Source organism: Sphingomonas sp. NFX23, from assembly GCF_049887795.1.
Classification (GTDB): Bacteria; Pseudomonadota; Alphaproteobacteria; order Sphingomonadales; family Sphingomonadaceae; genus Sphingomonas.
Genome location: NZ_JAGEKH010000002.1, coordinates 616,348 through 637,344, shown reverse-complemented (window position 1 = coordinate 637,344; position 20,997 = coordinate 616,348). Strand labels below are relative to the sequence as shown.

The window sequence follows — 20,997 nt, the reverse complement described above, 5'->3', positions numbered from 1 at the left end:
TATCAGCGGGCGACGGAAATGCGGTAGATCATGGCGTGATGATACGGCTTGCCCGGATCGACGCGTGCGGAGACGAAGTTCGGCTTGTTCGGCGCATCGGGGAATTTCTGCGGTTCGAGCGCGATGCCGTCGCCCATGCGGTACAGATGACCCTTCTTGCCGATGAACGTGCCGTCGAGGAAATTGCCGGTGTAGAACTGCACGCCGGGCTCGGTCGTCAGGACTTCGAGCACGCGGCCCGAGACAGGATCCTCCAGCCGCGCGGCCAGTTCGGGCTTGGCGGTCAGACCCTTGTCGAGCGCGAAATTATGGTCGTAGCCATGGCCGTAGCGGATCTGCTGGTCGCGACCATCGCGGATGCCCTCGCCGACGATGCGGCCGTTTCGGAAATCGAACACCGTGCCGGCGACGGGCTGCAGCGTACCGGTCGGGATCAGCTTGTCGTCGACCGGCGTGATCGCTTTGGCGGGGATCGTCAGCCGGTGGCCATACGCGCCCATCGCCGAGCCTTCGCCGCCGAGATCGAAGATGCCGTGATTGGTCATGTTCACGATCGTCGGCTTGTCGGTCTTCGCGTCATACGCGATGCCGAGATTGCCGGCTTCGTCGAGCGTATAGGTGACGGTGACGTCCAGATTGCCGGGATAGCCGGAATCGCCGTCCGGGCTGCGGTAGCCCAGCACGAGCGTCGCGGTCGGGCCGTTCGTCGCCGAGACGATCTTCCACGCGACCTTGTCGAAGCCCTTGCCGCCGCCGTGCAGCGAATTGACCTTGTCGTTGAGCGGCAACTGGTACGCCTTGCCGTCGAGCGTGAAGCGGCCACCGGCGATGCGATTGGCGAAACGGCCGACCGTCACGCCGAAGAAATTGGGATGCTCGACGTAGGAGGCGAGGTCGTCATAGCCGAGCATGACGTCGGCGATCTTGCCGTTGCGGTCCGGGCCCATCAACGATTGCAGCGTGGCACCGTACGACAGGATGCGCGCGGAGACGCCATGCGCGTTGCTGAGCGTCACGGCCTCGATCGTGGTACCGTCCTTAAGCGTACCGGCAGGCGTGCGCTTCGCCTCTGCCGCGTCGGCTGCGTGCGCCGAAAGCGCTGCCAGCAAGGTTGCCACGATGATCCCCGACTTTGTGATTGCGCGCATTCCGGTTCCCCTCCTTATTCGTCTGACGCCGTTGACGCGCCTTGTGTGGCTATATAGTCGGACAATATATTTCTGGGCAAGCCTTGCGGGAAAAGACTGTTGCAGTCACCGACAGGGCACGGAGGATGAAACGACTATGGCGATGCCGATACAGACGCAAAAGCCCGTTGAGGCCGGGGCGGTGCATGCCGCGGGAGGCGCGCCGAGCTATCGATCCGCGCTCACGTTGCTCGCCAGCCTGTTCTTCATGTGGGGCTTCATCACGGTCATCAACAACACGCTGCTGCCGCACCTGCGCAGCGTGTTCGACCTCAGCTATACGCAGACGACACTGATCGAGAGCGTCTGGTTCATCGCGTATTTCTTCGCCTCGATCCCGTCGGCCAAGCTGATCGAGCGTGTCGGGTATCAGCGCGCAATGGTGTTCGGGCTCGGCCTGATGGCGGTCGGCGCATTGATGATGGTGCCCGCCGCGCGGCTGCCGTCGTACGGCGTGACGCTGGTCGCGCTGTTCGTGATCGCGAGTGGCATCACGCTGCTGCAGGTTGCGGCGAATCCCTACGTCGCCGTCGTTGGTCCGCCCGAGACAGCGTCGTCGCGGCTGAACCTCGTGCAGGCGTTCAATTCGGCGGGCGCAACACTCGCGCCGCTGTTCGGTGGCTACCTGATCCTGGGTCGTTCGACCTCCGGCACGGCCGCCGCCGGTTCAACCGCGGTGCTGACGCAGGCCGAGCGGATTGCCGACGCGCAGTCAGTGGTGCTGCCCTATCTGATCGTCGCGGCCGTGCTGGTCGTGCTGGCGATCGTGATCGCGCGCTTCCCGCTGCCCGCGATGGGGTCTGCGACGCAGCGTTCGGCGAAGGCGGATCGCAAGGGCCAGTCGCTCTGGTCGCATCGCAACCTCGTATTCGGCATCCCGGCGATCTTCATTTATCTGATAGCCGAAATTGGTGTCGCCAACCTGTTCATCAATTTCGTCAGCCAACCGAACATCGGCAACCTGACGCACGAGCAGGCATCGCATTACCTGTTCATCCTGTGGGGCGGGATGATGGTCGGCCGCCTGATCGGCAGCGTGGTGATGCGCACGATCCCTGCCGAGCGCGTGCTGGCGTTTGCGAGCATCGGCGCCTGCGTCGTGATGCTTATCGCTACTTTCACCACAGGGCACGTCGCGATGTGGGCGCTGATCTCCGTCGGTCTGTTCCACTCGATCATGTTCCCGACGATCTTCACGCTCGGCATCAAGGGGCTTGGGCCGCTCACCGAGGAAGGGTCGGGCCTGCTCATCATGGCGATCGCAGGCGGCGCGCTAGTCATCGTCCAGGGCTGGCTCGCAGATACCTACGGTCTCCAGAACTCGTTCCTGCTGACCGCGGCGTGCGAACTCTACGTGTTGTTCTACGCCGTGTGGGGATCGCGGACGACCAACGCGTTGCCGGAACAAGCGGTGCGCTAAAGGACCAACACTCTCAGATCCTCTTGGTCTGACAATTAGCCGACCGGTTAGTGTCTCTTGCGTAGTTGAGTAAGGTTCAAAGTAGCACGATCGGCATCGCTAGCGGCTGTAATCAGTCCGAGTAATAGGGTATGCCCTTCGCTCGTTAGCAGGAGAATTAGAAGTGAGCAGTTTGCGCCTATTGCAGCATCGCGCAGCGAACGGCACGCGGTCGGTGATCGCCGCTTCCGACGAGGGCGCGAGCCTCGTCCTGGGCGTGGACAGCGTCCGTGAACTTGCGACGCGCGCGATCGCAGCGGGCACCGATCTTGCGACGGCGGTTCGGGCGTGTGGGACCGGCGCGACGGTTGAAATCGCCGCCGAACTTGCCGCCGGCCGCCTGCTGTCACCGATCGATCATGGCGATCCCGCTCATCTCATCATGACCGGCACCGGACTGACGCATCTCGGTTCCGCGGAAGGGCGCGACAAGATGCACCGCGCTGCGGCTGCAGCCGAAACGCTGACGGATTCGATGCGCATGTTTCTCGACGGAGTCGCGGGCGGCAAGCCGGCGGTGGGCGAGACGGGCCAGCAGCCCGAATGGTTCTACAAGGGTGATGGATCGGGTTTGGTCGGGCCTGGCGGCGCACTCACCAGCCCGGCCTTCGCGCAGGACGGCGGCGAGGAGCCCGAACTCGCCGGCATCTACCTGATCGGCCCGGACGGTACGCCGTTCCGCCTTGGCCTCTGTCTTGCCAACGAGTTCAGCGATCACGTGACCGAGCGGCACAATTACCTCTGGCTCGCGCATTCCAAGCTGCGGCAGGCGGCGCTCGGTCCGGAATTGCTGACCGGCCCAATTCCCGACCATGTCGAGGGCATGAGCCGCATCCACCGCGACGGTGCGTTGCTTTGGGAAAAGCCGTTCCTCTCGGGCGAGGCGAACATGTCGCACACGATCGCCAACCTCGAGGCGCATCACTTCAAATACGATCTGTTTCGCCGGCCGGGCGACGTTCACGTCCATTTCTTCGGGACGGCAACGTTGTCATTCAGCGAAGGCGTGACGACGCGGGAGGGCGACGTTTTCGAGATCGAGGCGCCGCCGTTCACGCTGCCGTTGCGCAACACGCTGGCCAAGGCCTCGCCGTCGCCGGTCGTCGTCCGCGCACTGTGAAATCAGCCGCGCTGAGGTAGCGTCAGGCGGACTAACAAGCCGCCGAGGACGGGGGAACGGTCGAGCGTCACCGTGCCCCCGTTCAGTTCGGCGAGCTCGCGCGTGATCGACAGTCCGAAGCCGTGACCGTCGCCGCGTTCGTCGAGACGACGGCCGGGCAGGACCGCTTGCGCCATCGCCGTGTCGTCGAGACCTTGACCGTCGTCGGCAATCTCAAGCGTGACGGTGCCGTCGACCGAGTTCGCAGTGATCGAAACCGCGGCGCGCGCGTGACGCCATGCGTTGTCGAGGAGGTTGCCGATCATCTCGTCCAAGTCCTGCGGGTCGATTGCGACGGCTAGGTCGTCGGGAATCGCGATGTCGATCGTCATCGGGCGATCGGCGTGAATGCGGCGCAAGACCGCGATGAGATCGGCAACGGCGGGGGCGATCGGCGTCCGGGTGCGCGCGCCGCCGGTCGCATCCGCGCGAGCGCGACCGAGGTGATGGCGGACTCGACGATCGATCTGGTCGACCATGTCGCGGACGTCTGCGTCGGCGTTCGCTTCGGCCAGTTTCAGCGAGAGCGCGGCGAGGGGGGTCTTCAACCCGTGCGCTAGGTTGGCGACGTGTTGGCGGGCGTGCGCGAGCCCGGCCGCGTTCTGGTCGATCAGTGCATTGAGTTCCGCGACGAGCGGTTGCAATTCCCCGGGCTGGTCGTCGGGGACGTGGCGCTCGGTGCCGGCGCGAACGGCTGCGAGCGAGGTGCGGAGATCGCGCAGGGGGCGCAGGCCAAAGCGCAACTGCACCAGCGTCGCCAGCGCAAGGCCGACGCCGAGTAAGGCGAGCGAGCCGAGCAGCGGGATCATCGCCTCGCGCAACGGCTCCTCGACGATCCGGCGGGGGCCGATCGCGGTGATGGTCACCGTGCCGCGTGGGGTGGTGACGTCCAGGCTGCGCGAGTGCAGCCGCTCGCCGCTTTGGTCGCGCGCTTCGCCAGGGTGAACCTGTCGGTCTTCCTGCCCGCCGGGGCCGGGTGGAAGCGGGCGCTCTTCACTGCGAGGTAGAACGGGCGGCGGCGGTGGAATGGTTGAGGCTGGCTTTGAAATGGTTGGGGGCGGGGTCGTGCCGCTATCGAAGCGACCGGCGGGACCTTCGACCTGCCATGACCAGTCGGACCCGGGTTCGCCGAACTCGGGCAGGTCGATCGCGCGCATCCGGTCTAGCGAACCGTCCGGGCGGACAGCCCGCGCCAACACCGCGACTTGCGCATCGAGGCGTTCGTCGAGCCCGCGCGTGACGAAGCGTTCGAGGACGTGGCCGATCGTGATGCCGGCGAACAGCAGCGCGATCCCGGTCGAAAGCGCGGCGATCGCGAGCATGCGGCCGAAGAGCGAGCGGGGGATGAGGCGGAGGCGGGTCATCGCCGGCTTCGCGCGCTGGTGTCGAGTGAACCGCCCGTCACATACCACCCCGGCGAAGGCCGGGGACCAATTGGAGAGGTTTCGATTATGATGGACGACGCGCCATTACTATTCATTTCCAATTGGGCCCCGGCCTTCGCCGGGGTGGTGTCTTTGTTGTGGCGAATCGTTTGTCCGGTCATCACGACCCATCCGCCGTCAGCCGATACCCGCGTCCGCGCACCGTCTCGATCATCTGCGCACCGATCTTCCGCCGCAACCGGCCGATGATGACCTCGATCGAGTTCGAGTCGACATCCGCATCGCCCTCGTAAACGCGCTCGATCAGGTCGGCGCGCTCGATGACGACTTCGCGGCGGAGCATCAGGGCGGAGAGCACGCGCCATTCGAACGCGGTGAGTTTCAGCGGCAGGCCGTTCAGCTCGAACGTGCCGAGCTGCGCGTCGAAGGTCAGCGGTCCGCACGTGACGCGCGCCGCCGCATGACCGGCTGCACGACGGACAAGCGCCCGCAGCCGCATGACCACCTCCTCGACGCGGAACGGCTTCACGACATAATCGTCGGCACCGGCCTTGAAGCCCTCGACCTTTTCCGACCAGCCGTCGCGGGCGGTGAGGATCAGGACGGGCAGGTCGCGTCCCGCCGCACGCCAGTCACGCAAGACCGACAGCCCGTCGCGCTTGGGCAAGCCGAGATCGAGGACCGCCGCGTCGTACATTTCGGTCGCGCCAAGATGACCGCCGTCCTCACCGTTGGTCGCGACGTCGACCGCGAAATGCTCCGCGCGCAACGCTCGCGCCAACCCGTCGGCGATCGCCGCATCGTCCTCGACCAATAATACCCGCATTCGCCTGTCCCTATGCCTGAGACCCCAACGGAAACTGAACGGCTTGGTTCAGCGGGCGTCGGCAGCGCGCGCCTAGACGGTGATTCGTCAACCAATGAGAGGAACGACGCACGTGACCGAACATTCCCATATCGCGCCGAACAAGCGCTTCAATCTCCGCCGCAATCGCCTGGCACTCGCCGCGGCTGGTTTGCTGGTGGTCGGCGGTGCAGCGGGTGCCGTCACGGTTGCCGCCACGCGCCCGAGCGTGACGATGGCGCCCGCCACGCCAACCGCGATCCGTTCGCTCCAGTCCGACGGCATCGTCACGATCCGCGGCACGGTCGCGGAGACCTACGGCAACAAGTTCGTGATGGCCGACCGCACCGGTCGCGCGCTGGTCGATCTCGGTCGGGAAGGCGATGGCAGCAACTTGATCGCGGCGGGTCAGCCCGTGACGATCCAGGGTCGGTTCGAGGATGGCTTCGTCCACGCTTCGTTCCTGGTGGCACCCGGTGGCAAGGTAATGGCGCTCGGCCCGGTCGGCGGCCCGCCGCGTGGCCCGCATGGTCCTGGTGGCCCGGGACGCGACGGTCCGGGGCGTGATGGCCCCGGTGGGCCGGAAGGTCCTGGGGTTCCCGGCGGTCCGGGTGCCCCTCCGCCGCCGCCGGTGGGTATGGCGCCCCCGCCGCCGCCAATGGCTAACGGTGCAGTCGCGCCCGCACCCGTTGCCCCTCCGGTCGGGGTGCCAACGACCGCGCCGGCCCGGCAGGGTACGCCGGCGACCTGATGCCGGCCGCCTGACGGTCACAACACCAGCGCGGGGCCGGTATTATGCCGGCTCCGCGTTATCGCCGTATCGGTGCGGGCTGGAGATGTTGACGGCGCTGTGCCGGCTCGGGCGGGCGGACCCAGTAGCGGCCGGTCACGACCAGCGGCAACGCAAGCAGCAGGCCTGCACCGACATCCCAGACGCCGTCGCCGATCAGGCCTGCGCCGAGCCCGGCGACGGTCGACACGCCAAGCAGGATCGGCAATGCGAAGATCTGGCCGTTGGTCTTGTGTGTCATGCCATTTCTCCCGCCATCACGACTTCGCGGACGCGTTGGTCGCTCGGACCACCGCGACGACGCAGCCAAAGATACAGCCCGCTACCGAGCACGATGATCGTCAATATGTCGAAGATCGCCCAGACGATCTTCATCGCGAGGCCGCCGTAATTCCCGAAATGCAGCGGTTGCGCGAGCAGCATCGCCTGCATGTACCAGGGCATCGGCACGACCGCGTCGAGCCGTCCGGTCGCGGCATCGACGAAGCCGGGCAGCAACATCTTCGACGTCAGCGGCGTCGCGCCTTTCAGGAAGACGGCGTAGTGATGGTGACTGCTGAAGACGACGCCGGGGAAGGCGATGAACTGCGGCTTCATCTCGGGCGCCTCGCGCTGCACCGCGTCGAGCGCGGCCTGGACCGAGGCGCGCTGGGCCGGCAGTGGCGTGCGTGCCTCGCTGGCGATGATCTCTGCAAGGCCGTTAGCCTTCCAGATACCGGTGATCGGCACGACGAAGGTGTTGATCGTGCCCGTCACGCCGACGACGCTCGCCCAGGTGAGCGTGACGATGCCGAGGAGATTGTGGCGATCGAGCCAGCCGAGACGCTTGCTGCGCCCGCGACGTAATGTGCCGAAGTCGAGCTTGGCCATGAACGGTGCGTAGAGCACGACACCCGAGACGATCGCGGCGAAGAAGAGCAGGCCCATCACGCCCAGGAAGATTTCTGCCCAGAAACCGAGGAACATGTCGGTGTGGAGCTTCAGGATGAACGCCATCACGCCGGGGACATAGGGCGGCATCTTTGCCCCGGTGCGCGCGTCGAACGCAAGGAAATGCATCGCTGCGGGCGCGGCATCGGGCGTTGGGCCGGTCGTCACGTAGACGATCGGGCGCTCGTCATCGAAGCTGATGTAGAGGGGGACCTCGCCGGACGCCGCCTTCGCAGCGCGGCTGAGAATGGCGTCGAGCGACAGCGATGGCGTGTTTGCCGGAAGCGTGGCCATCGGCGCGGGCGGGTCGAGCCAGCCGTCGATCTCCTCGTCGAAGATCAGCGGCAGGCCGGTCACGCACAGCATCAGCAGGAACGCGGTGCAGATCAGGCTCGTCCATTTGTGGACGAGATACCAGGTCTTGATCGTACCGCGGGTCATGCGCGGGGAGTGGTTTCGATGAGGGGTATGATCTGCTGAGCGGTCACCAGCGCACAGGTACAGATTTGATAACGATGTGCAATAGCGACGTTGGTGCTAGGGCCTTACTAGCTGATCCTCCCCCGCCAGGGGGAGGTGGCACCGCAGGTGACGGAGGGGGAGGAACGCGCAACGACGGTAATCCTTACCTCCCCCTCCGTCTCGCAAGTGCCAGCCACCTCCCCCTGGCGGGGGAGGATCAGCAGTCAAGCGACCCCTGCGCCGCCGGTTACGCCGTAGACTTCACCCGTGATGTAGCTGCCTTCTTGCGAGGCGAGCAGCACGTACACCGGGGCGATCTCAACCGGCTGGCCCGGACGGCCGAAATGGCTTTTCGAACCGAACGTCTCGAGCGTTTCTTGCGGCTGGCCACCGCTGGGCTGGAGCACCGTCCAGAACGGGCCCGGCGCGACGACGTTGGCGCGGATGCCCTTCTCGATCAGCTGCTTGGCTAGACCCTTGGTGTAGGCGACGATCGCGGCCTTGGTGGTCGCATAGTCGAGCAGATTGTCGGACGGGTCATAGCCCTGCACCGACGCGGTCGTGATCACGGCCGCGCCGACGGGGAGATGCGGGACGGCGGCCTGCACGAACCAGTGCAACGCATAGACATTGGTCTTCATCGTCTGGTCGAAATCGTCGGTCGAGATTTCGGCGACGGTCGGTCGCGTCTGTTGGCGGCCCGCGTTGACGACCAGCACGTCGAGTCCGCCGAATGCATCGACCGTCTGCTGGACTGCGGCGCGACAGAACGACTCGTCCTTCACATCGCCCAGCAGCGCGAGCGCCTTGCGCCCCTCTGCCTCGATCAGCGCGACGACTTCCTTCGCGTCGGACTCTTCGGCGGGGAGGTAGACGATCGCGACGTCGGCACCTTCGCGGGCATAGGCGATCGCCGCGGCACGGCCGATACCGCTGTCGCCGCCGGTGATGAGCGCTTTGCGCCCCGCGAGCTTGCCCGAACCCTTGTAGCTGGTCTCGCCGTGATTGGGTTTCGGATCCATCTTCGACGCGATCCCCGGCGCTTCCTGCGGCTGCTGCGGGAAGGGGGGCTGCGGATATTGCGTGCGCGGATCCTGCATCGTGAGCCGGTCGTCCATGGGGTGCTCCTGTGTCGAATGAACAGGAGCAACCCATGCCGGCGCGGATAGGTTGCGCCCTATTTGAGCAGGATCAACGCCTTCGACAGCGTCATGTAGATCCCCCAGAGGATCGGCAGTCCGACTGCCAGCCATGCGAACACGACAAGTGGCGACGTCCCGGTTGCCGCAGTAGCCGTACCACCGGCCACCGTGTCGACCGCGATCGGCCGGTCGTCCGCCGCCATGTGGAACTTGGCCGCGACCGGCCGGACGAACAGGTTCGCGACGAACCCCGCGACGAGCATCGCCGCCAGCACGAGGAAGATCGGCGGATAGATATCGCTGCGGGGCACGCCCGCCGCGATCGCGCGGTCACGCATGTTGGCGACGAGGAGCGGCCCGACCACGCCTGCGGTTGACCAGGCGGTCAGCAACCGGCCATGGATCGCACCGACATATTTCGTCCCGAACAGGTCGGCGAGATACGCCGGCGCAGTCGCGAACCCGCCGCCGTACATCGAGGCGAGGATGCAGAAGACCAGGATGAACAGGCCCAAGGTCGTGCCCGCCAGCGCCGGTGCGGCGAAACCGTAGAGCACCGCGCCCGCCGCGAGGATCGTCGCGAACAGGGGTTTGCGCCCGATGCGATCGGACAGCCAAGCCCAGAAGAACCGCCCGCCGATGTTGAACAGGCTGATCGCACCCACGAACCCAGCGCCGACCGCTGCTGCCGCCTTCTTCTGGTCGTCGTCGAACGCGGTGAACAACACGCTCGGCGCATCAATCAGGCGTCCGCCAAACAGCTCCTGCAACATCGGCGAGGCGATACCGATGATCCCGATCGAGGCGGAGACGTTGAAGAAGAGCACCAGCCACACCAGCCAGAATTGCGGCGTGCGGTGCGCATCCGACAGCGCGACGTTGAAGCGGCTGATTGATGCCTTGGCGCTGGTCGGCGCGGTCCAGCCGGCGGGCGCCCAACCCTCGGCAGGCACGCGGTAGCCGATCGCGCCGGCCATCATGAACACGAAATAGATGCAGGCCAGGACGAGGAACGTCTGCCAGACGCCGACGCCTGCGGGGCTAGCGAAATGCTTCATCAACAGGTCGGCGAGCGGCCCGCCGATCATCGCGCCGCCGCCAAAGCCCATGATCGCCATGCCGGTCGCCATGCCGCGGCGATCGGGAAACCATTTGATCAGCGTCGAGACGGGCGAGATGTACCCAAGGCCAAGCCCGATACCGCCGATCACGCCCGACCCGAGCCAGATCAGCCAGAGCTGATGCGTCGCGATGCCGATCGCGGCAATGCCCATGCCGCCGCACCAGCAGAATGCGGCGACCACGCCGGCCTTCCGCGGGCCGGCGCGTTCGAGCCAGCCGCCCCAGATCGCGGCGGCGGCACCGAGTACCACGAAGAACAGCGTGTACGTCCAGACGAGATCGCTCACCCGCCAGTCGCAGGTCGTGGTGGTCAGCGCGCCGAGTAGCGTAAGGTTGGGGCAGGCGACCGGATCCGTGATCCCGATCGCGCGCGACAGCGGCAACCAGAACACGCTGAACCCGTACGCCATGCCGATGCACAGGTGGATCGCGAGCGCACAGGGCGGCACGAGCCACCGGTTGAAGCCTGGGCCTGCAACCGTGCGCGCCCGGCTGAGAAAGCCCTCCGCGCCCAGGTCTCTCGTGTCCGGCATGCAACCCCCTGTTTAGCTTTGTTTATGCACCGGACGATGGGCGATCACGCCGCGAATGTCACCTCCAGTGTTTCGAACCCGTCGATCGTAGCGTGCACTGTCTGTCCGCGCCGGATCGGGCCGACGCCGGCGGGGGTGCCGGTGAAGATCAGGTCGCCCGGTGCCAGCTCGACGAAGGTCGACAGCGTCGCGATGATCTCGGGCACGCTCCAGATCATCATCGACAGGTCGCCGGACTGGCGCGTCTCGCCGTCGATCGCGAGTGCGATGCTGCCCTTAGTTGCGGGCACGCCTGGCGTCAGTGCGCCGACGGGGGCGGAGCGATCGAAGCCCTTCGCCATGTCCCACGGGCGCCCGGTCTTCTTCGCCGCCGCCTGGAGATCGCGCCGCGTCAGGTCGATGCCGACGCCTGCACCGAAGATCGTCGCAGCGGCGTCCTCGACCGCGATATCCTTGCCGCCCGTGCCGAGCGCGATCACCAGCTCGACTTCGTGGTGCAGGTCTTCCGTCTGCGGCGGGAAGGGGAGCGTGCTGCCGTCCGCGACGACCGCATCGGCGGGCTTGGAGAAGAAGAACGGCTCCTGCCGATCGGGATCCGAGCCCATCTCGCGGGCGTGGTCGGCATAGTTCTGGCCGACGCAGTAAATCCGGCGGACGGGGAAGCGGTCGGTCGTGCCGGCGATAGCGACGGTCGGCGCAGTGATCGTGGGGATGTGCATGATGGCTCCTTCGCGCGCTCTCATCGACCGCAGACGCATGCTTTGCAACGGCCGCTCGCAGCAACGAAGCGGAACGTCTGCCGACTCAACGGGTTACGGCTAGGCACTAACCGGAGATACCCCAATGCCCAGCAACCAGCCCGTCCGTTTCGATCCGTCCGTCGAAACGATCGCTCCCGACGAGCAGGAGACTTTGCAGGGCATGAAGGACTCGTTCCAGGAGATTTTGGAAACGACCTCGCAGGATTACGGCCATGCGGTCCGCTCGGTCCATGCCAAGGCGCACGGCATCGCGCGCGGTACGTTCACGATCGCCGACAATCTGCCGCCCGAGCTCGCACAGGGTATCTTCGCAACGCCCGGCCGCCACGAGGCGATCATCCGGATCTCCACTAACGCCGGCGATATCCTCGACGACAGCATCAGCCTGCCGCGTGGGCTCGCGCTAAAGATCCTCGATGTCGATGGCGCCCGCCTGCCGGGGTCGGAAGGCGACACGACGCAGGACTTCATCATGGTCAACGGCCCGGCCTTCTCCGCGTCCGACCCCAAGGCCTTCGCCAAGAACCTGAAGCTGCTCGCGAAGACGACCGACCGCTTCGAGGGCGTGAAGAAGGCAATGTCGGCCACCTTCCGCGTCGTCGAGTCCGCGCTCGAGGCGGTCGGCGGCCAGTCGGCGACGCTGACCACGCTCGGCGGTGCCAAGCCCGTCCATCCGCTCGGCGAGACCTATTACTCGCAGACGCCGTTCCGCTTCGGCGATTATATCGCGAAGGTCGCGCTGTTCCCCGTCTCGCCCGAGCTGACGCGGCTGACCGGCGATCTCGTCGACATCACCGCGCGCCCGGATGCGCTGCGCGAAGTCGTGCGCGAGGAACTCATCGAGCATGGCGGCAAGTGGGAGTTCCGCGTGCAGCTGAACACCGATCTCGAAAAGATGCCGATCGAGAACGCTTCGGTGGTCTGGGACGAGGCGGAGAGCCCGTTCGCGACGGTCGCGACGCTCGAAGTGCCGGCGCAGCTTTCCTGGGAACAGGGCGTTACCGACCATACCGACGACGCGTTGTCGTACAGCATCTGGCACGGCATCACCGCGCATCAGCCGCTCGGCGGCGTCAATCGCACGCGCAAGGACACGTACAAACAGTCGGCGGATTTCCGCGGCAAATTCAACGGTTGTCCGATGCATGAGCCCGCCAAGCTGTCCGAACTCGCCTGACACGACGATGGGGGGCGGTACACTTAAGCTGTTCCACGTCAGCGACGTGCATTTTGGTGCGGAGGACCCGGCGGCGATCGCCTGGTTCTCCGAACGCGTCGCCGACGAGAAGCCGGACGCGGTCATCATGACCGGCGACCTGACGATGCGCGCGACGAAGGAGGAGTTTCAGCAGGGGGGCGACTGGTTGCGCTCGTTGGGCGTGCCAGTGACGCTGGAGGTCGGCAATCACGACATCCCCTATTACTGGGATCCGTTCCGCCGGCTGTTCGCGCCGTACCAGCGCTACGCGGCGGTCGAGCAGATGATCGAGAAGCCGCTGGAGCTTCCCGGCGTTACCGTCGTGCCGCTTAAGACGACGGCGCGGGCGCAGTGGCGGTGGAACTGGTCGAAGGGGCGCGTTAGTCCCGGGTCGCTCAAGCGTGCTCTGGCAATGATCGCGGACGTGCCGAAGGGTAATTTGATCCTCATCGGTGCTCATCATCCGCTGATCGAAGGCGGTACCACCGGGACTGCGAAGACGCGTAATGGCGACGAGGCGCTGACGGCATTGGCTGAAGCGGGGGCGCATGCCGTGTTGTCGGGGCACGTCCACGACCCGTTCGACGTGCCGGTCGAGCGGGCAGGGCGGATCATTCGGATGATTGGTGCGGGCACGCTGTCGAAGCGGACGCGGGGTAGCCCGCCTGCGTTCAACGAGATTCGCGTGGAGAACGGGCGGTTCGAGACGTTGGCGCGGACATTGTCCGACGAGGCGAAGCACTCGATCACGAGCGAAGTCTGACGAGAGTTTCGATCCTCCCCCGCCAGGGGGAGGTGGCGCGAAGCGGCGGAGGGGGAGGAACACGCAACCAAGTTTGTCCCTTACCTCCCCCTCCGTCTGGCAAGCGCCAGCCACCTCCCCCTTGCAGGGGAGGATCAGGAGCTTGCCTAGTCCGGTGCTTTCCCGGAATTGAACTCGATATCGATCTCCACCCAGCCGCCGAGAATTTGTTTCCCGCCGACACGCGGGGGACGGACGCGGAACTGCCACGCGGCTTGGCGCATTGCCCGCGCGAGACCCGACCCGACCGGCGACTCGCTGAGCGCACGGCAATTCTCGACCTGGTAATTCGCGATCATCCGGCAGGCGATCTTGGCCCAGCTGTTCGGCGGAGGCGGGCTCTTCAGATAGCCGTTAAGCTCCGCATCGGTCGGTCGGCGATACCATTCGACCTTGTATAGCCGCTCGCCACCCGGACCTTCGCCGGGGCCATAGGCGGCACCAATGTCCTTACCCTTGCCCGACCCGCTGCCACCGTCCCCGCCGGCGAGCTGGTCGTCGGGGTGCGACGGCATCTTCGAGATATCGGCAGCATCGAACATCTCCATCCCACCAAGCATCTTGATCGGCAGCGGTGGCGGCGATGTCGGCGGGGCAGGGGGTGCCTGTGCGGAGGGGACCCTGGGTGCGGCACGCTGCGGCGATCCGCCGCTCGCACGCTTTGCTTTGGTCGGCGACGGCGTGCGCTTCTCGGGCGTAGGCGCAGTCTGATCCGGGGCGATCTGGAACGTGACCGGTTCGCGGCGCTCCTCGGGCTTCGAGGTAACCGAGGGCGCCAATCGTAACAGCAGCAGGAGGATCAGGACGTGCGCGATGACGGTCAGCACGAACGCGCCGCTGCGCCGTCGGGTCGAACCGCGTGTCTCGATCGACGAAGGATGGTACGCCGACCGCATCGGCAGTCCGCCTAGCCCCGCCAAGGCGCGACGGCAACGCCCGGCGTCGATGATCTTTTTGTCACCATGGTCACTGAAAACTGTCGACGAAGTCAGCCGCGCTCATCGACGAGCGCCGCGATCGCGTCCGCGGCGGCCTCTGCACCGTTCTCCAGTGCAACCTGCGCGCCGACATGCGCGGCCTTCTCGCGTATCCGGTCGGTCAGGATGGCGGTGATCGCGGCACCATCATGCGCGATCGTGAAGTGCCTCGACGACAGCGTCTTGCCGACGCCGATCGATTGGATGCGGTGCCCGTTGTCGTACTGATCGCCCATGTGCGGGACGACAAGTTGCGGCTTGCCTGCCCGTAGCGCCTGGCCGGTGGAGCCCGCGCCGCCGTGATGGACGATCGCGCAGGCCCGCGGGAACAGCAGTGAGTGCCGCGCATAGCGGCAGACATGCACGTGTTCGCTCGCTGCTGCCTGATCGTCGCTACCGGTCAGCAGTACCGCGCGCAGCCCGAGCGTTCGCGCGGTCGAGGCTGCAGCGGCGTAGAAGTTGCCCGGCGCAAACGTCGCGAAGGATCCCAGCGTGAAGATCAGCGGTGATGGGCCGGCAGCAAGAAACGCCTCTAGCGCTGGCTCAAGCGTTTCGGGCGCTCCGGAGTCGCTGTCGAAGATCGCAAAGCCGGTGACGCGCGCGATGTCGGGAAGATCGGGCTGGCGCGGCGCGATGGCCGGCGAATAGCAGCACAAGGTCAGGTCGGCGCTCGCGGGCGTCTCGAGCAGCAACGCCTGGCGTGACGGCGGCAGGCCGCGTGTCTTGCGAACCGCGTCGACGGGGCGTCCATATCGATGTCGCAGCACGCCGCGCATGACCCGGTACACCGACCGGTTCCAGGCACGACCGATCGGCCCGGTCGGTGCGTGGGCCATCATCGCGAAGTCGGGCGTGCGGGGGGGCGCATAGGCGGAGAAGGTAGCCATCGGCTGGAGCAGGACGTTGACCAGCGGCACGCCGCGCGTCTCCGCGACGATCGGCGCGGCGAACACGAACAGCGAGGCGACCAGCGCGACTGCCCCCTCCATCGCGTCGTCGAGAGCCGTCGTGCTGTCGGCCAGCCACGGCATCAGGATCCGGTTCATCAGATACGTCTGATCCGACATGATCCGCTTTGCGACCTGGTCGGGCGGCATGCCCAACGTCTCGGTCAGCGCGTCGAACCCGCCGACGATGGCCACGCCGGTGAGGCCTGCGGCTTCGACCTTGGCGACGTGGTCAGCCGGTACCGCCAGCACGACCGTGAACCCACGAGCCTTAAGAGCGAGGCCGATCGCAATGAAGGGATGCAGGTCGCCGAGCGAGCCGATCGTGGCGAGGACGATCTTTCGCATCGGCTCTGTGTTGTCCTTCCCGGTCGCGAATTTCCACGGCACCCGCCGAAGCCGTACAGCGGGAATGCGACTCCTTTGTTGCGGGGAATTGCCGGTGCCGTGGCGCGGGGCATGAAGCCAGATGCGCTGGGGGTAGGGCCGATCTACGGTCAGTTCGAACCGCAAGATCATATTTTCCCGTCATGCCGAACAAGTTCCGGCACCCACGGTGGCGCAAAACCAAAAGACTTTGTCTTGCGGAGGTGAACGCCGGACCGCGTCGGTATCCCTCTTGAGTAAGAGCCGGCTCGCAATTCGACGGCGGCACACTCTTGTTCTCCCGCGAAGGCGGGAGCTCAGTCTGGATCCCCGCCTTCGCGGGGAAACAGCTTGCCTGACAGCTGCACCCATCGAACCCATCAAACCGGCCGGGAAGATTTGGACTGAAGCTCTTCCAAAGTTTTGAAGGTCGATCAGTCCTTCTCTGCATCTGCGCCTGAAAACGAAAAAGGCCGCCGCCCGGTGTCCCGGACGGCGGCCATTCTTTTAGTCAGCGCGGAAGGCGTCTGACGAAACCAATTATTCGGTCTCGTTCAGATACTCGCCGGCATCCGCGTCGGTGCCGGTGCCCGAGGTGACGACCGCTGCGAGCGGATCCTCACCCGTGCCGCCTGCATCACGCGGCGAACGTGCCAGCTCGGCGGCATGCTCGTCGGCAGCCGACATCGGTGCCACGATCGACACCTCCGCCATCTTGCGCTGCTGGACGCGCATCGCGGCGTCGCGGCTGTTGGCCACGACACGCAGGCGGTTGAGGCCTGCACCGGTGCCTGCCGGGATGAGCCGGCCGACGATCACGTTCTCCTTCAGGCCCATCAGCATGTCCTGCTTACCCTGGACCGCTGCCTCGGTGAGGACGCGGGTGGTCTCCTGGAACGATGCCGCCGAGATGAAGCTGCGGGTCTGCAGCGACGCCTTGGTGATCCCGAGCAGGATGGGCTTACCCTGTGCGCGGGTCTGCTTCTTCTCAAGCTTCTCGTTGGTCGCGTCCATTTCCTCGCGATCGACCTGCTCGCCCTTCAGCAGCGTGGTGTCGCCGCCGTCGGTGATCTCGACCTTCTGCAGCATCTGACGAACGATCGTCTCGATGTGCTTGTCGTTGATCTTCACGCCCTGGAGACGATAGACCTCCTGGATTTCCGATACGAGATACTCGGCGAGGGGTTCGATGCCCATCGTCTCGAGGATGTCGTGCGGATCGGGCGAACCGCCGATCAGGTTATCGCCGCGCTTGACGTAATCGCCTTCCTGGACGTCGATGACCTTCGACTTCGGCACCAGATACTCGACGACGTCGCCGCCATCCTCGGGCTGGATGCCGATCTTGCGCTTCGCCTTATAGTCCTTGCCGAACACGACGCGGCCCGAGATCTTGGCGATGATCGCCGAGTCCTTGGGGATACGCGCCTCGAACAGCTCGGCAACACGCGGCAGACCACCGGTGATGTCGCGCGTCTTGGCGCTCTCGCGGCTGACACGGGCCACGACGTCGCCGCCGAACACCTGTGCGCCATCCTCGACCGACAGGGTCGCGCCGATCGCCAGCATGTAACGACCGGTCTCGCCCGACGTCTCGTCGAGCAGGGTCATGCGCGGACGCAGATCCTCCTTCGACTTGGTTGCCGCACGATATTCGATCACGACGCGCTGGGCGATGCCCGTGGCTTCGTCGGTCTGCTCGGTGAGCGTCTTGCCCTCGATCAGGTCGACATACTTGATCGTGCCCGGGTTCTCCGTGATCACCGGCATGGTGAACGGATCCCACTCGGCCATCCGGTCGCCGCGCGACACGATGTGACCATCGTCGAACAGCACGTATGCACCGTAGGGGATGCGATCGACCGAGAGCTCGCGGCCGTCCATGTCGACGATCGCGATTTCACCCGAGCGGCTGAGCACCACGCGACGGCCACGCTGGTCGACGATGATACGCAGATCGCGGAACTGCACCGTACCGTCGGCATGCGCCTCGAGGTTCGACGTTTCGTTGAGCTGCGCCGCACCACCGATGTGGAACGTACGCATCGTCAGCTGCGTGCCCGGCTCACCGATCGACTGCGCGGCAATGACGCCGACAGCTTCACCGATGTTGACCGGCGTACCGCGGGCGAGATCGCGCCCGTAGCACTTGCCGCAGACGCCGATCTTCGATTCGCAGACCAGTGGGCTGCGGATCTTGCACGACTGCGTGCCGAGGCCTTCGATCGTCGTGATCATCGGCTCGTCGAGCAGCGTGCCCGACGGGATGACGACCTTGCCGGTCTTCGGATCGACGATATCCTCCGCGGTCGTACGACCGAGGATGCGCTCGCCGAGCGATGCGATGGTCGAACCACCCTGAAGAATGGCCTTCATCTCCAGCGCGCGGGTCGTACCGCAATCCGGTTCGATGATGACGCAATCCTGTGAGACGTCGACCAGACGACGCGTCAGGTAGCCCGAGTTCGCGGTCTTCAACGCCGTATCCGCGAGGCCCTTGCGAGCGCCGTGGGTCGAGTTGAAGTATTCGAGGACGGTCAGGCCTTCCTTGAAGTTCGAGATGATCGGCGTTTCGATGATCTCGCCCGACGGCTTGGCCATCAGGCCGCGCATGCCGGCAAGCTGCTTGATCTGCGCCTGCGAACCACGCGCACCCGAGTGGGCCATCATGTAGATCGAGTTGATCGGCTTTTCACGGCCGGTCTCCTCGTCGACCTTCACCGCACGGATCTCGTCCATCATGGCGTTCGCGACCTGGTCGCCGCAACGGCTCCAGGCGTCGATCACCTTGTTGTACTTCTCCTGCTGCGTGATCAGGCCGTCCTGATACTGCTGCTCGAAGTCCTTCACGAGCGCCTTGGTGTCGTCGACGAGACCAACCTTGGCGTCCGGGATGATCATGTCGTCCTTGCCGAACGAGATGCCGGCACGGAATGCGTGGCGGAAGCCGAGCGACATGATCGCGTCGGCGAACAGCACGGTCTCCTTCTGGCCGGTGTGACGATAGACCTCGTCGATCACGTCGCCCACGTCCTTCTTGGTGAGGAGGCGGTTGACGGTATCGAACGGCACCTTGTGGCTGTGCGGCAGGCACTCGCCCAGCAGCATGCGGCCCGGGGTAGTCTCGTACCGCTTGAGGTACTGCTTGCCCTTCTCGTCGGTCTGCGGAACGCGGCTGATGACCTTGGTGTGCAGCGTGACCGCCTGAGCGTTCAGCGCCTGGTGCACTTCGGCCATGTCACCGAGCAGCATCCCCTGGCCCGGCTCGTTCTCCTTCATCATCGACAGATAATAGAGACCAAGGACCATGTCCTGCGACGGAACGATGATCGGCTTGCCGTTGGCCGGCGACAGGATGTTGTTCGTCGACATCATCAGGACGCGCGCTTCGAGCTGGGCCTCGAGGCTCAGCGGGACGTGCACAGCCATCTGATCGCCGTCGAAATCGGCGTTGAACGCGGAGCAGACCAGCGGGTGAAGCTGGATCGCCTTGCCCTCGATCAGAACCGGCTCGAACGCCTGGATGCCAAGACGGTGAAGCGTCGGCGCACGGTTCAGCATGACCGGATGCTCGCGGATCACCTCGTCCAGGATATCCCAGACTTCCTTGCGCTCCTTCTCGACCCACTTCTTCGCCTGCTTCAGGGTCATCGACAGACCCTTCGCATCGAGACGCGCGTAGATGAACGGCTTGAACAGCTCTAGCGCCATCTTCTTCGGCAGGCCGCACTGGTGCAGCTTCAGCTCAGGCCCGGTGACGATGACCGAACGACCCGAATAGTCGACGCGCTTGCCGAGAAGGTTCTGACGGAAGCGGCCCTGCTTGCCCTTGAGCATGTCGGACAGCGACTTCAGCGGACGCTTGTTGGCGCCCGTGATCGTGCGACCGCGGCGACCATTGTCGAACAATGCGTCGACGGCCTCCTGGAGCATGCGCTTCTCGTTGCGGACGATGATGTCCGGCGCGCGAAGCTCCATCAGGCGCTTGAGACGATTGTTGCGGTTGATCACGCGGCGATACAGATCGTTCAGATCCGACGTCGCGAAACGACCACCGTCCAGCGGCACCAGCGGGCGCAGCTCGGGCGGGATGACCGGAACGACCTCGAGGATCATCCACTCGGGGCGGTTGCCCGAATCGATGAAGCTCTCGACGACCTTCAGGCGCTTGATGATCTTCTTGGGCTTCAGCTCGGACTTGGTGACCGCGAGCTCTTCGAGCAGCGCGGTACGCTCACCGACGAGGTCGAGCGATTCGAGCATGATGCGGACCGCTTCGGCACCGATACCGGCCGAGAACGCGTCCTCGCCATACTGGTCTTGGGCGTCGAGGAGCTCGTCCTCGGTCATCAGCTGATACTTCTCGAGCGGGGTCAGGCCCGGCTCGATCACGATGTACGCCTCGAAGTACAGCACGCGCTCGAGCTGCTTCAGCTGCATGTCGAGCAGCAGGCCGATGCGCGACGGCAGCGACTTCAGGAACCAGATGTGCGCGACCGGCGCGGCGAGCTCGATATGGCCCATCCGCTCGCGGCGGACCTTCGAGACGGTAACCTCGACGCCGCACTTCTCGCAGACGATGCCCTTGTACTTCATGCGCTTGTACTTGCCGCACAGGCACTCGTAGTCCTTGATCGGACCGAAGATGCGCGCGCAGAACAGGCCGTCACGCTCGGGCTTAAACGTGCGGTAGTTGATGGTCTCGGGCTTCTTGATCTCGCCGAACGACCACGAACGGATCTTGTCCGGGGACGCGATGCCGATCTGGATCTGGTCGAACGTCTCGGTCTTGGCGACCGGATTGGCGAAGGGGGTCATCTCGTTCATTTTATTCTCCATTCCCCTCCCGCATGGCGGGAGGGGCTAGGGGAGGGGATGTCGTAGCCTCTCGGGGTGGTGCCTGTGGGGACAGGCCCTCCCCCGACCCCTCCCG

The 20,997-nt window shown here is 65.3% G+C and carries 16 protein-coding genes; 5 read left to right on the top strand and 11 right to left on the bottom strand.

Annotated features, from left to right (window positions below; translation table 11 throughout):
• Positions 1-2 precede the first annotated feature (2 nt).
• A complete protein-coding gene (locus tag J4O76_RS06890; RefSeq protein ID WP_426281006.1) occupies positions 3-1,148 on the bottom strand; it encodes an aldose epimerase family protein in 1,146 nt (381 codons plus the stop codon).
• A 136-nt stretch (positions 1,149-1,284) separates the two neighbouring features.
• Here J4O76_RS06890 and J4O76_RS06885 point away from each other — a divergent pair, with 136 nt between their 5' ends.
• Together J4O76_RS06885 and araD1 are read left to right on the top strand one after the other, a co-directional pair.
• Positions 1,285-2,607: a sugar MFS transporter gene (locus J4O76_RS06885; RefSeq protein ID WP_426281005.1), complete on the top strand. Its 1,323-nt coding sequence runs from the start codon at positions 1,285-1,287 to the stop codon at positions 2,605-2,607.
• Between the two features lie 163 nt (positions 2,608-2,770).
• Positions 2,771-3,766 (top strand): AraD1 family protein, encoded by a 996-nt coding sequence (gene araD1 / locus J4O76_RS06880; protein ID WP_426281003.1) that lies wholly within the window; start codon positions 2,771-2,773, stop codon positions 3,764-3,766.
• A 2-nt stretch (positions 3,767-3,768) separates the two neighbouring features.
• On the opposite strand, the gene J4O76_RS06875 is transcribed toward araD1, so the two are convergent.
• On the bottom strand, positions 3,769-5,169 hold the full coding sequence (locus tag J4O76_RS06875) for a sensor histidine kinase (RefSeq protein ID WP_426281002.1): 1,401 nt from the start codon (positions 5,167-5,169) through the stop codon (positions 3,769-3,771).
• Between the two features lie 181 nt (positions 5,170-5,350).
• On the bottom strand, positions 5,351-6,016 hold the full coding sequence (locus J4O76_RS06870; protein WP_426281001.1) for a response regulator transcription factor: 666 nt from the start codon (positions 6,014-6,016) through the stop codon (positions 5,351-5,353).
• Between the two features lie 112 nt (positions 6,017-6,128).
• On the opposite strand from J4O76_RS06870, the gene J4O76_RS06865 reads away from it, so the two are divergent.
• On the top strand, positions 6,129-6,785 hold the full coding sequence (locus J4O76_RS06865) for a hypothetical protein (protein WP_426280999.1): 657 nt from the start codon (positions 6,129-6,131) through the stop codon (positions 6,783-6,785).
• A 58-nt stretch (positions 6,786-6,843) separates the two neighbouring features.
• Here the strand turns inward: J4O76_RS06865 and J4O76_RS06860 are convergent, their stop codons facing one another.
• From J4O76_RS06860 to J4O76_RS06840, 5 genes are all read right to left on the bottom strand, one after another.
• Positions 6,844-7,065, bottom strand: coding sequence for a hypothetical protein (locus J4O76_RS06860; protein ID WP_426280998.1), 222 nt, complete (start codon positions 7,063-7,065; stop codon positions 6,844-6,846).
• Positions 7,062-8,195, bottom strand: a complete 1,134-nt coding sequence (locus J4O76_RS06855; RefSeq protein WP_426280997.1) for a PepSY-associated TM helix domain-containing protein — start codon at positions 8,193-8,195, stop codon at positions 7,062-7,064. The genes J4O76_RS06860 and J4O76_RS06855 overlap by 4 nt, the downstream gene beginning before the upstream one ends.
• A gap of 245 nt (positions 8,196-8,440) precedes the next feature.
• Complete coding sequence (locus tag J4O76_RS06850) at positions 8,441-9,334, bottom strand: SDR family oxidoreductase (protein WP_426280996.1); 894 nt, start codon at positions 9,332-9,334, stop codon at positions 8,441-8,443.
• A 59-nt stretch (positions 9,335-9,393) separates the two neighbouring features.
• A complete protein-coding gene (locus J4O76_RS06845) occupies positions 9,394-11,013 on the bottom strand; it encodes an OFA family MFS transporter (RefSeq protein ID WP_426280995.1) in 1,620 nt (539 codons plus the stop codon).
• 44 nt (positions 11,014-11,057) lie between these two features.
• A complete protein-coding gene (locus J4O76_RS06840; RefSeq protein ID WP_426280993.1) occupies positions 11,058-11,732 on the bottom strand; it encodes a fumarylacetoacetate hydrolase family protein in 675 nt (224 codons plus the stop codon).
• 124 nt (positions 11,733-11,856) lie between these two features.
• On the opposite strand from J4O76_RS06840, the gene J4O76_RS06835 reads away from it, so the two are divergent.
• Together J4O76_RS06835 and J4O76_RS06830 are read left to right on the top strand one after the other, a co-directional pair.
• A complete protein-coding gene (locus J4O76_RS06835) occupies positions 11,857-12,951 on the top strand; it encodes a catalase family protein (protein ID WP_426280992.1) in 1,095 nt (364 codons plus the stop codon).
• Positions 12,920-13,735: a metallophosphoesterase family protein gene (locus tag J4O76_RS06830; RefSeq protein WP_426280991.1), complete on the top strand. Its 816-nt coding sequence runs from the start codon at positions 12,920-12,922 to the stop codon at positions 13,733-13,735. The genes J4O76_RS06835 and J4O76_RS06830 overlap by 32 nt, the downstream gene beginning before the upstream one ends.
• A gap of 146 nt (positions 13,736-13,881) precedes the next feature.
• Here the strand turns inward: J4O76_RS06830 and J4O76_RS06825 are convergent, their stop codons facing one another.
• The 3 genes from J4O76_RS06825 to rpoC all read right to left on the bottom strand — a co-directional run bounded on the left by J4O76_RS06825 (position 13,882) and on the right by rpoC (position 20,891).
• Positions 13,882-14,670, bottom strand: coding sequence for a hypothetical protein (locus tag J4O76_RS06825; RefSeq protein ID WP_426280990.1), 789 nt, complete (start codon positions 14,668-14,670; stop codon positions 13,882-13,884).
• 92 nt (positions 14,671-14,762) lie between these two features.
• Entirely contained in the window at positions 14,763-16,046 is a 1,284-nt protein-coding gene (locus J4O76_RS06820; RefSeq protein ID WP_426280989.1) for a glycosyltransferase, read from the bottom strand.
• Positions 16,047-16,604: 558 nt separating this feature from the next.
• Positions 16,605-20,891: a DNA-directed RNA polymerase subunit beta' gene (gene rpoC / locus J4O76_RS06815; RefSeq protein WP_056060318.1), complete on the bottom strand. Its 4,287-nt coding sequence runs from the start codon at positions 20,889-20,891 to the stop codon at positions 16,605-16,607.
• Positions 20,892-20,997 lie beyond the last annotated feature (106 nt).

Coding starts and splice junctions, on each gene's coding strand:
- J4O76_RS06890 (WP_426281006.1), bottom strand. CDS start 1,148: ATGCGCGCAATCACAAAGTCGGGGATCATCGTGGCAACCTTGCTGGCA.
- J4O76_RS06885 (WP_426281005.1), top strand. CDS start 1,285: ATGGCGATGCCGATACAGACGCAAAAGCCCGTTGAGGCCGGGGCGGTG.
- J4O76_RS06875 (WP_426281002.1), bottom strand. CDS start 5,169: ATGACCCGCCTCCGCCTCATCCCCCGCTCGCTCTTCGGCCGCATGCTC.
- J4O76_RS06870 (WP_426281001.1), bottom strand. CDS start 6,016: ATGCGGGTATTATTGGTCGAGGACGATGCGGCGATCGCCGACGGGTTG.
- J4O76_RS06860 (WP_426280998.1), bottom strand. CDS start 7,065: ATGACACACAAGACCAACGGCCAGATCTTCGCATTGCCGATCCTGCTT.
- J4O76_RS06855 (WP_426280997.1), bottom strand. CDS start 8,195: ATGACCCGCGGTACGATCAAGACCTGGTATCTCGTCCACAAATGGACG.
- J4O76_RS06850 (WP_426280996.1), bottom strand. CDS start 9,334: ATGGACGACCGGCTCACGATGCAGGATCCGCGCACGCAATATCCGCAG.
- J4O76_RS06845 (WP_426280995.1), bottom strand. CDS start 11,013: ATGCCGGACACGAGAGACCTGGGCGCGGAGGGCTTTCTCAGCCGGGCG.
- J4O76_RS06840 (WP_426280993.1), bottom strand. CDS start 11,732: ATGCACATCCCCACGATCACTGCGCCGACCGTCGCTATCGCCGGCACG.
- J4O76_RS06835 (WP_426280992.1), top strand. CDS start 11,857: ATGCCCAGCAACCAGCCCGTCCGTTTCGATCCGTCCGTCGAAACGATC.
- J4O76_RS06830 (WP_426280991.1), top strand. CDS start 12,920: ATGAGCCCGCCAAGCTGTCCGAACTCGCCTGACACGACGATGGGGGGC.
- J4O76_RS06825 (WP_426280990.1), bottom strand. CDS start 14,670: ATGCGGTCGGCGTACCATCCTTCGTCGATCGAGACACGCGGTTCGACC.
- J4O76_RS06820 (WP_426280989.1), bottom strand. CDS start 16,046: ATGCGAAAGATCGTCCTCGCCACGATCGGCTCGCTCGGCGACCTGCAT.
- rpoC (WP_056060318.1), bottom strand. CDS start 20,891: ATGAACGAGATGACCCCCTTCGCCAATCCGGTCGCCAAGACCGAGACG.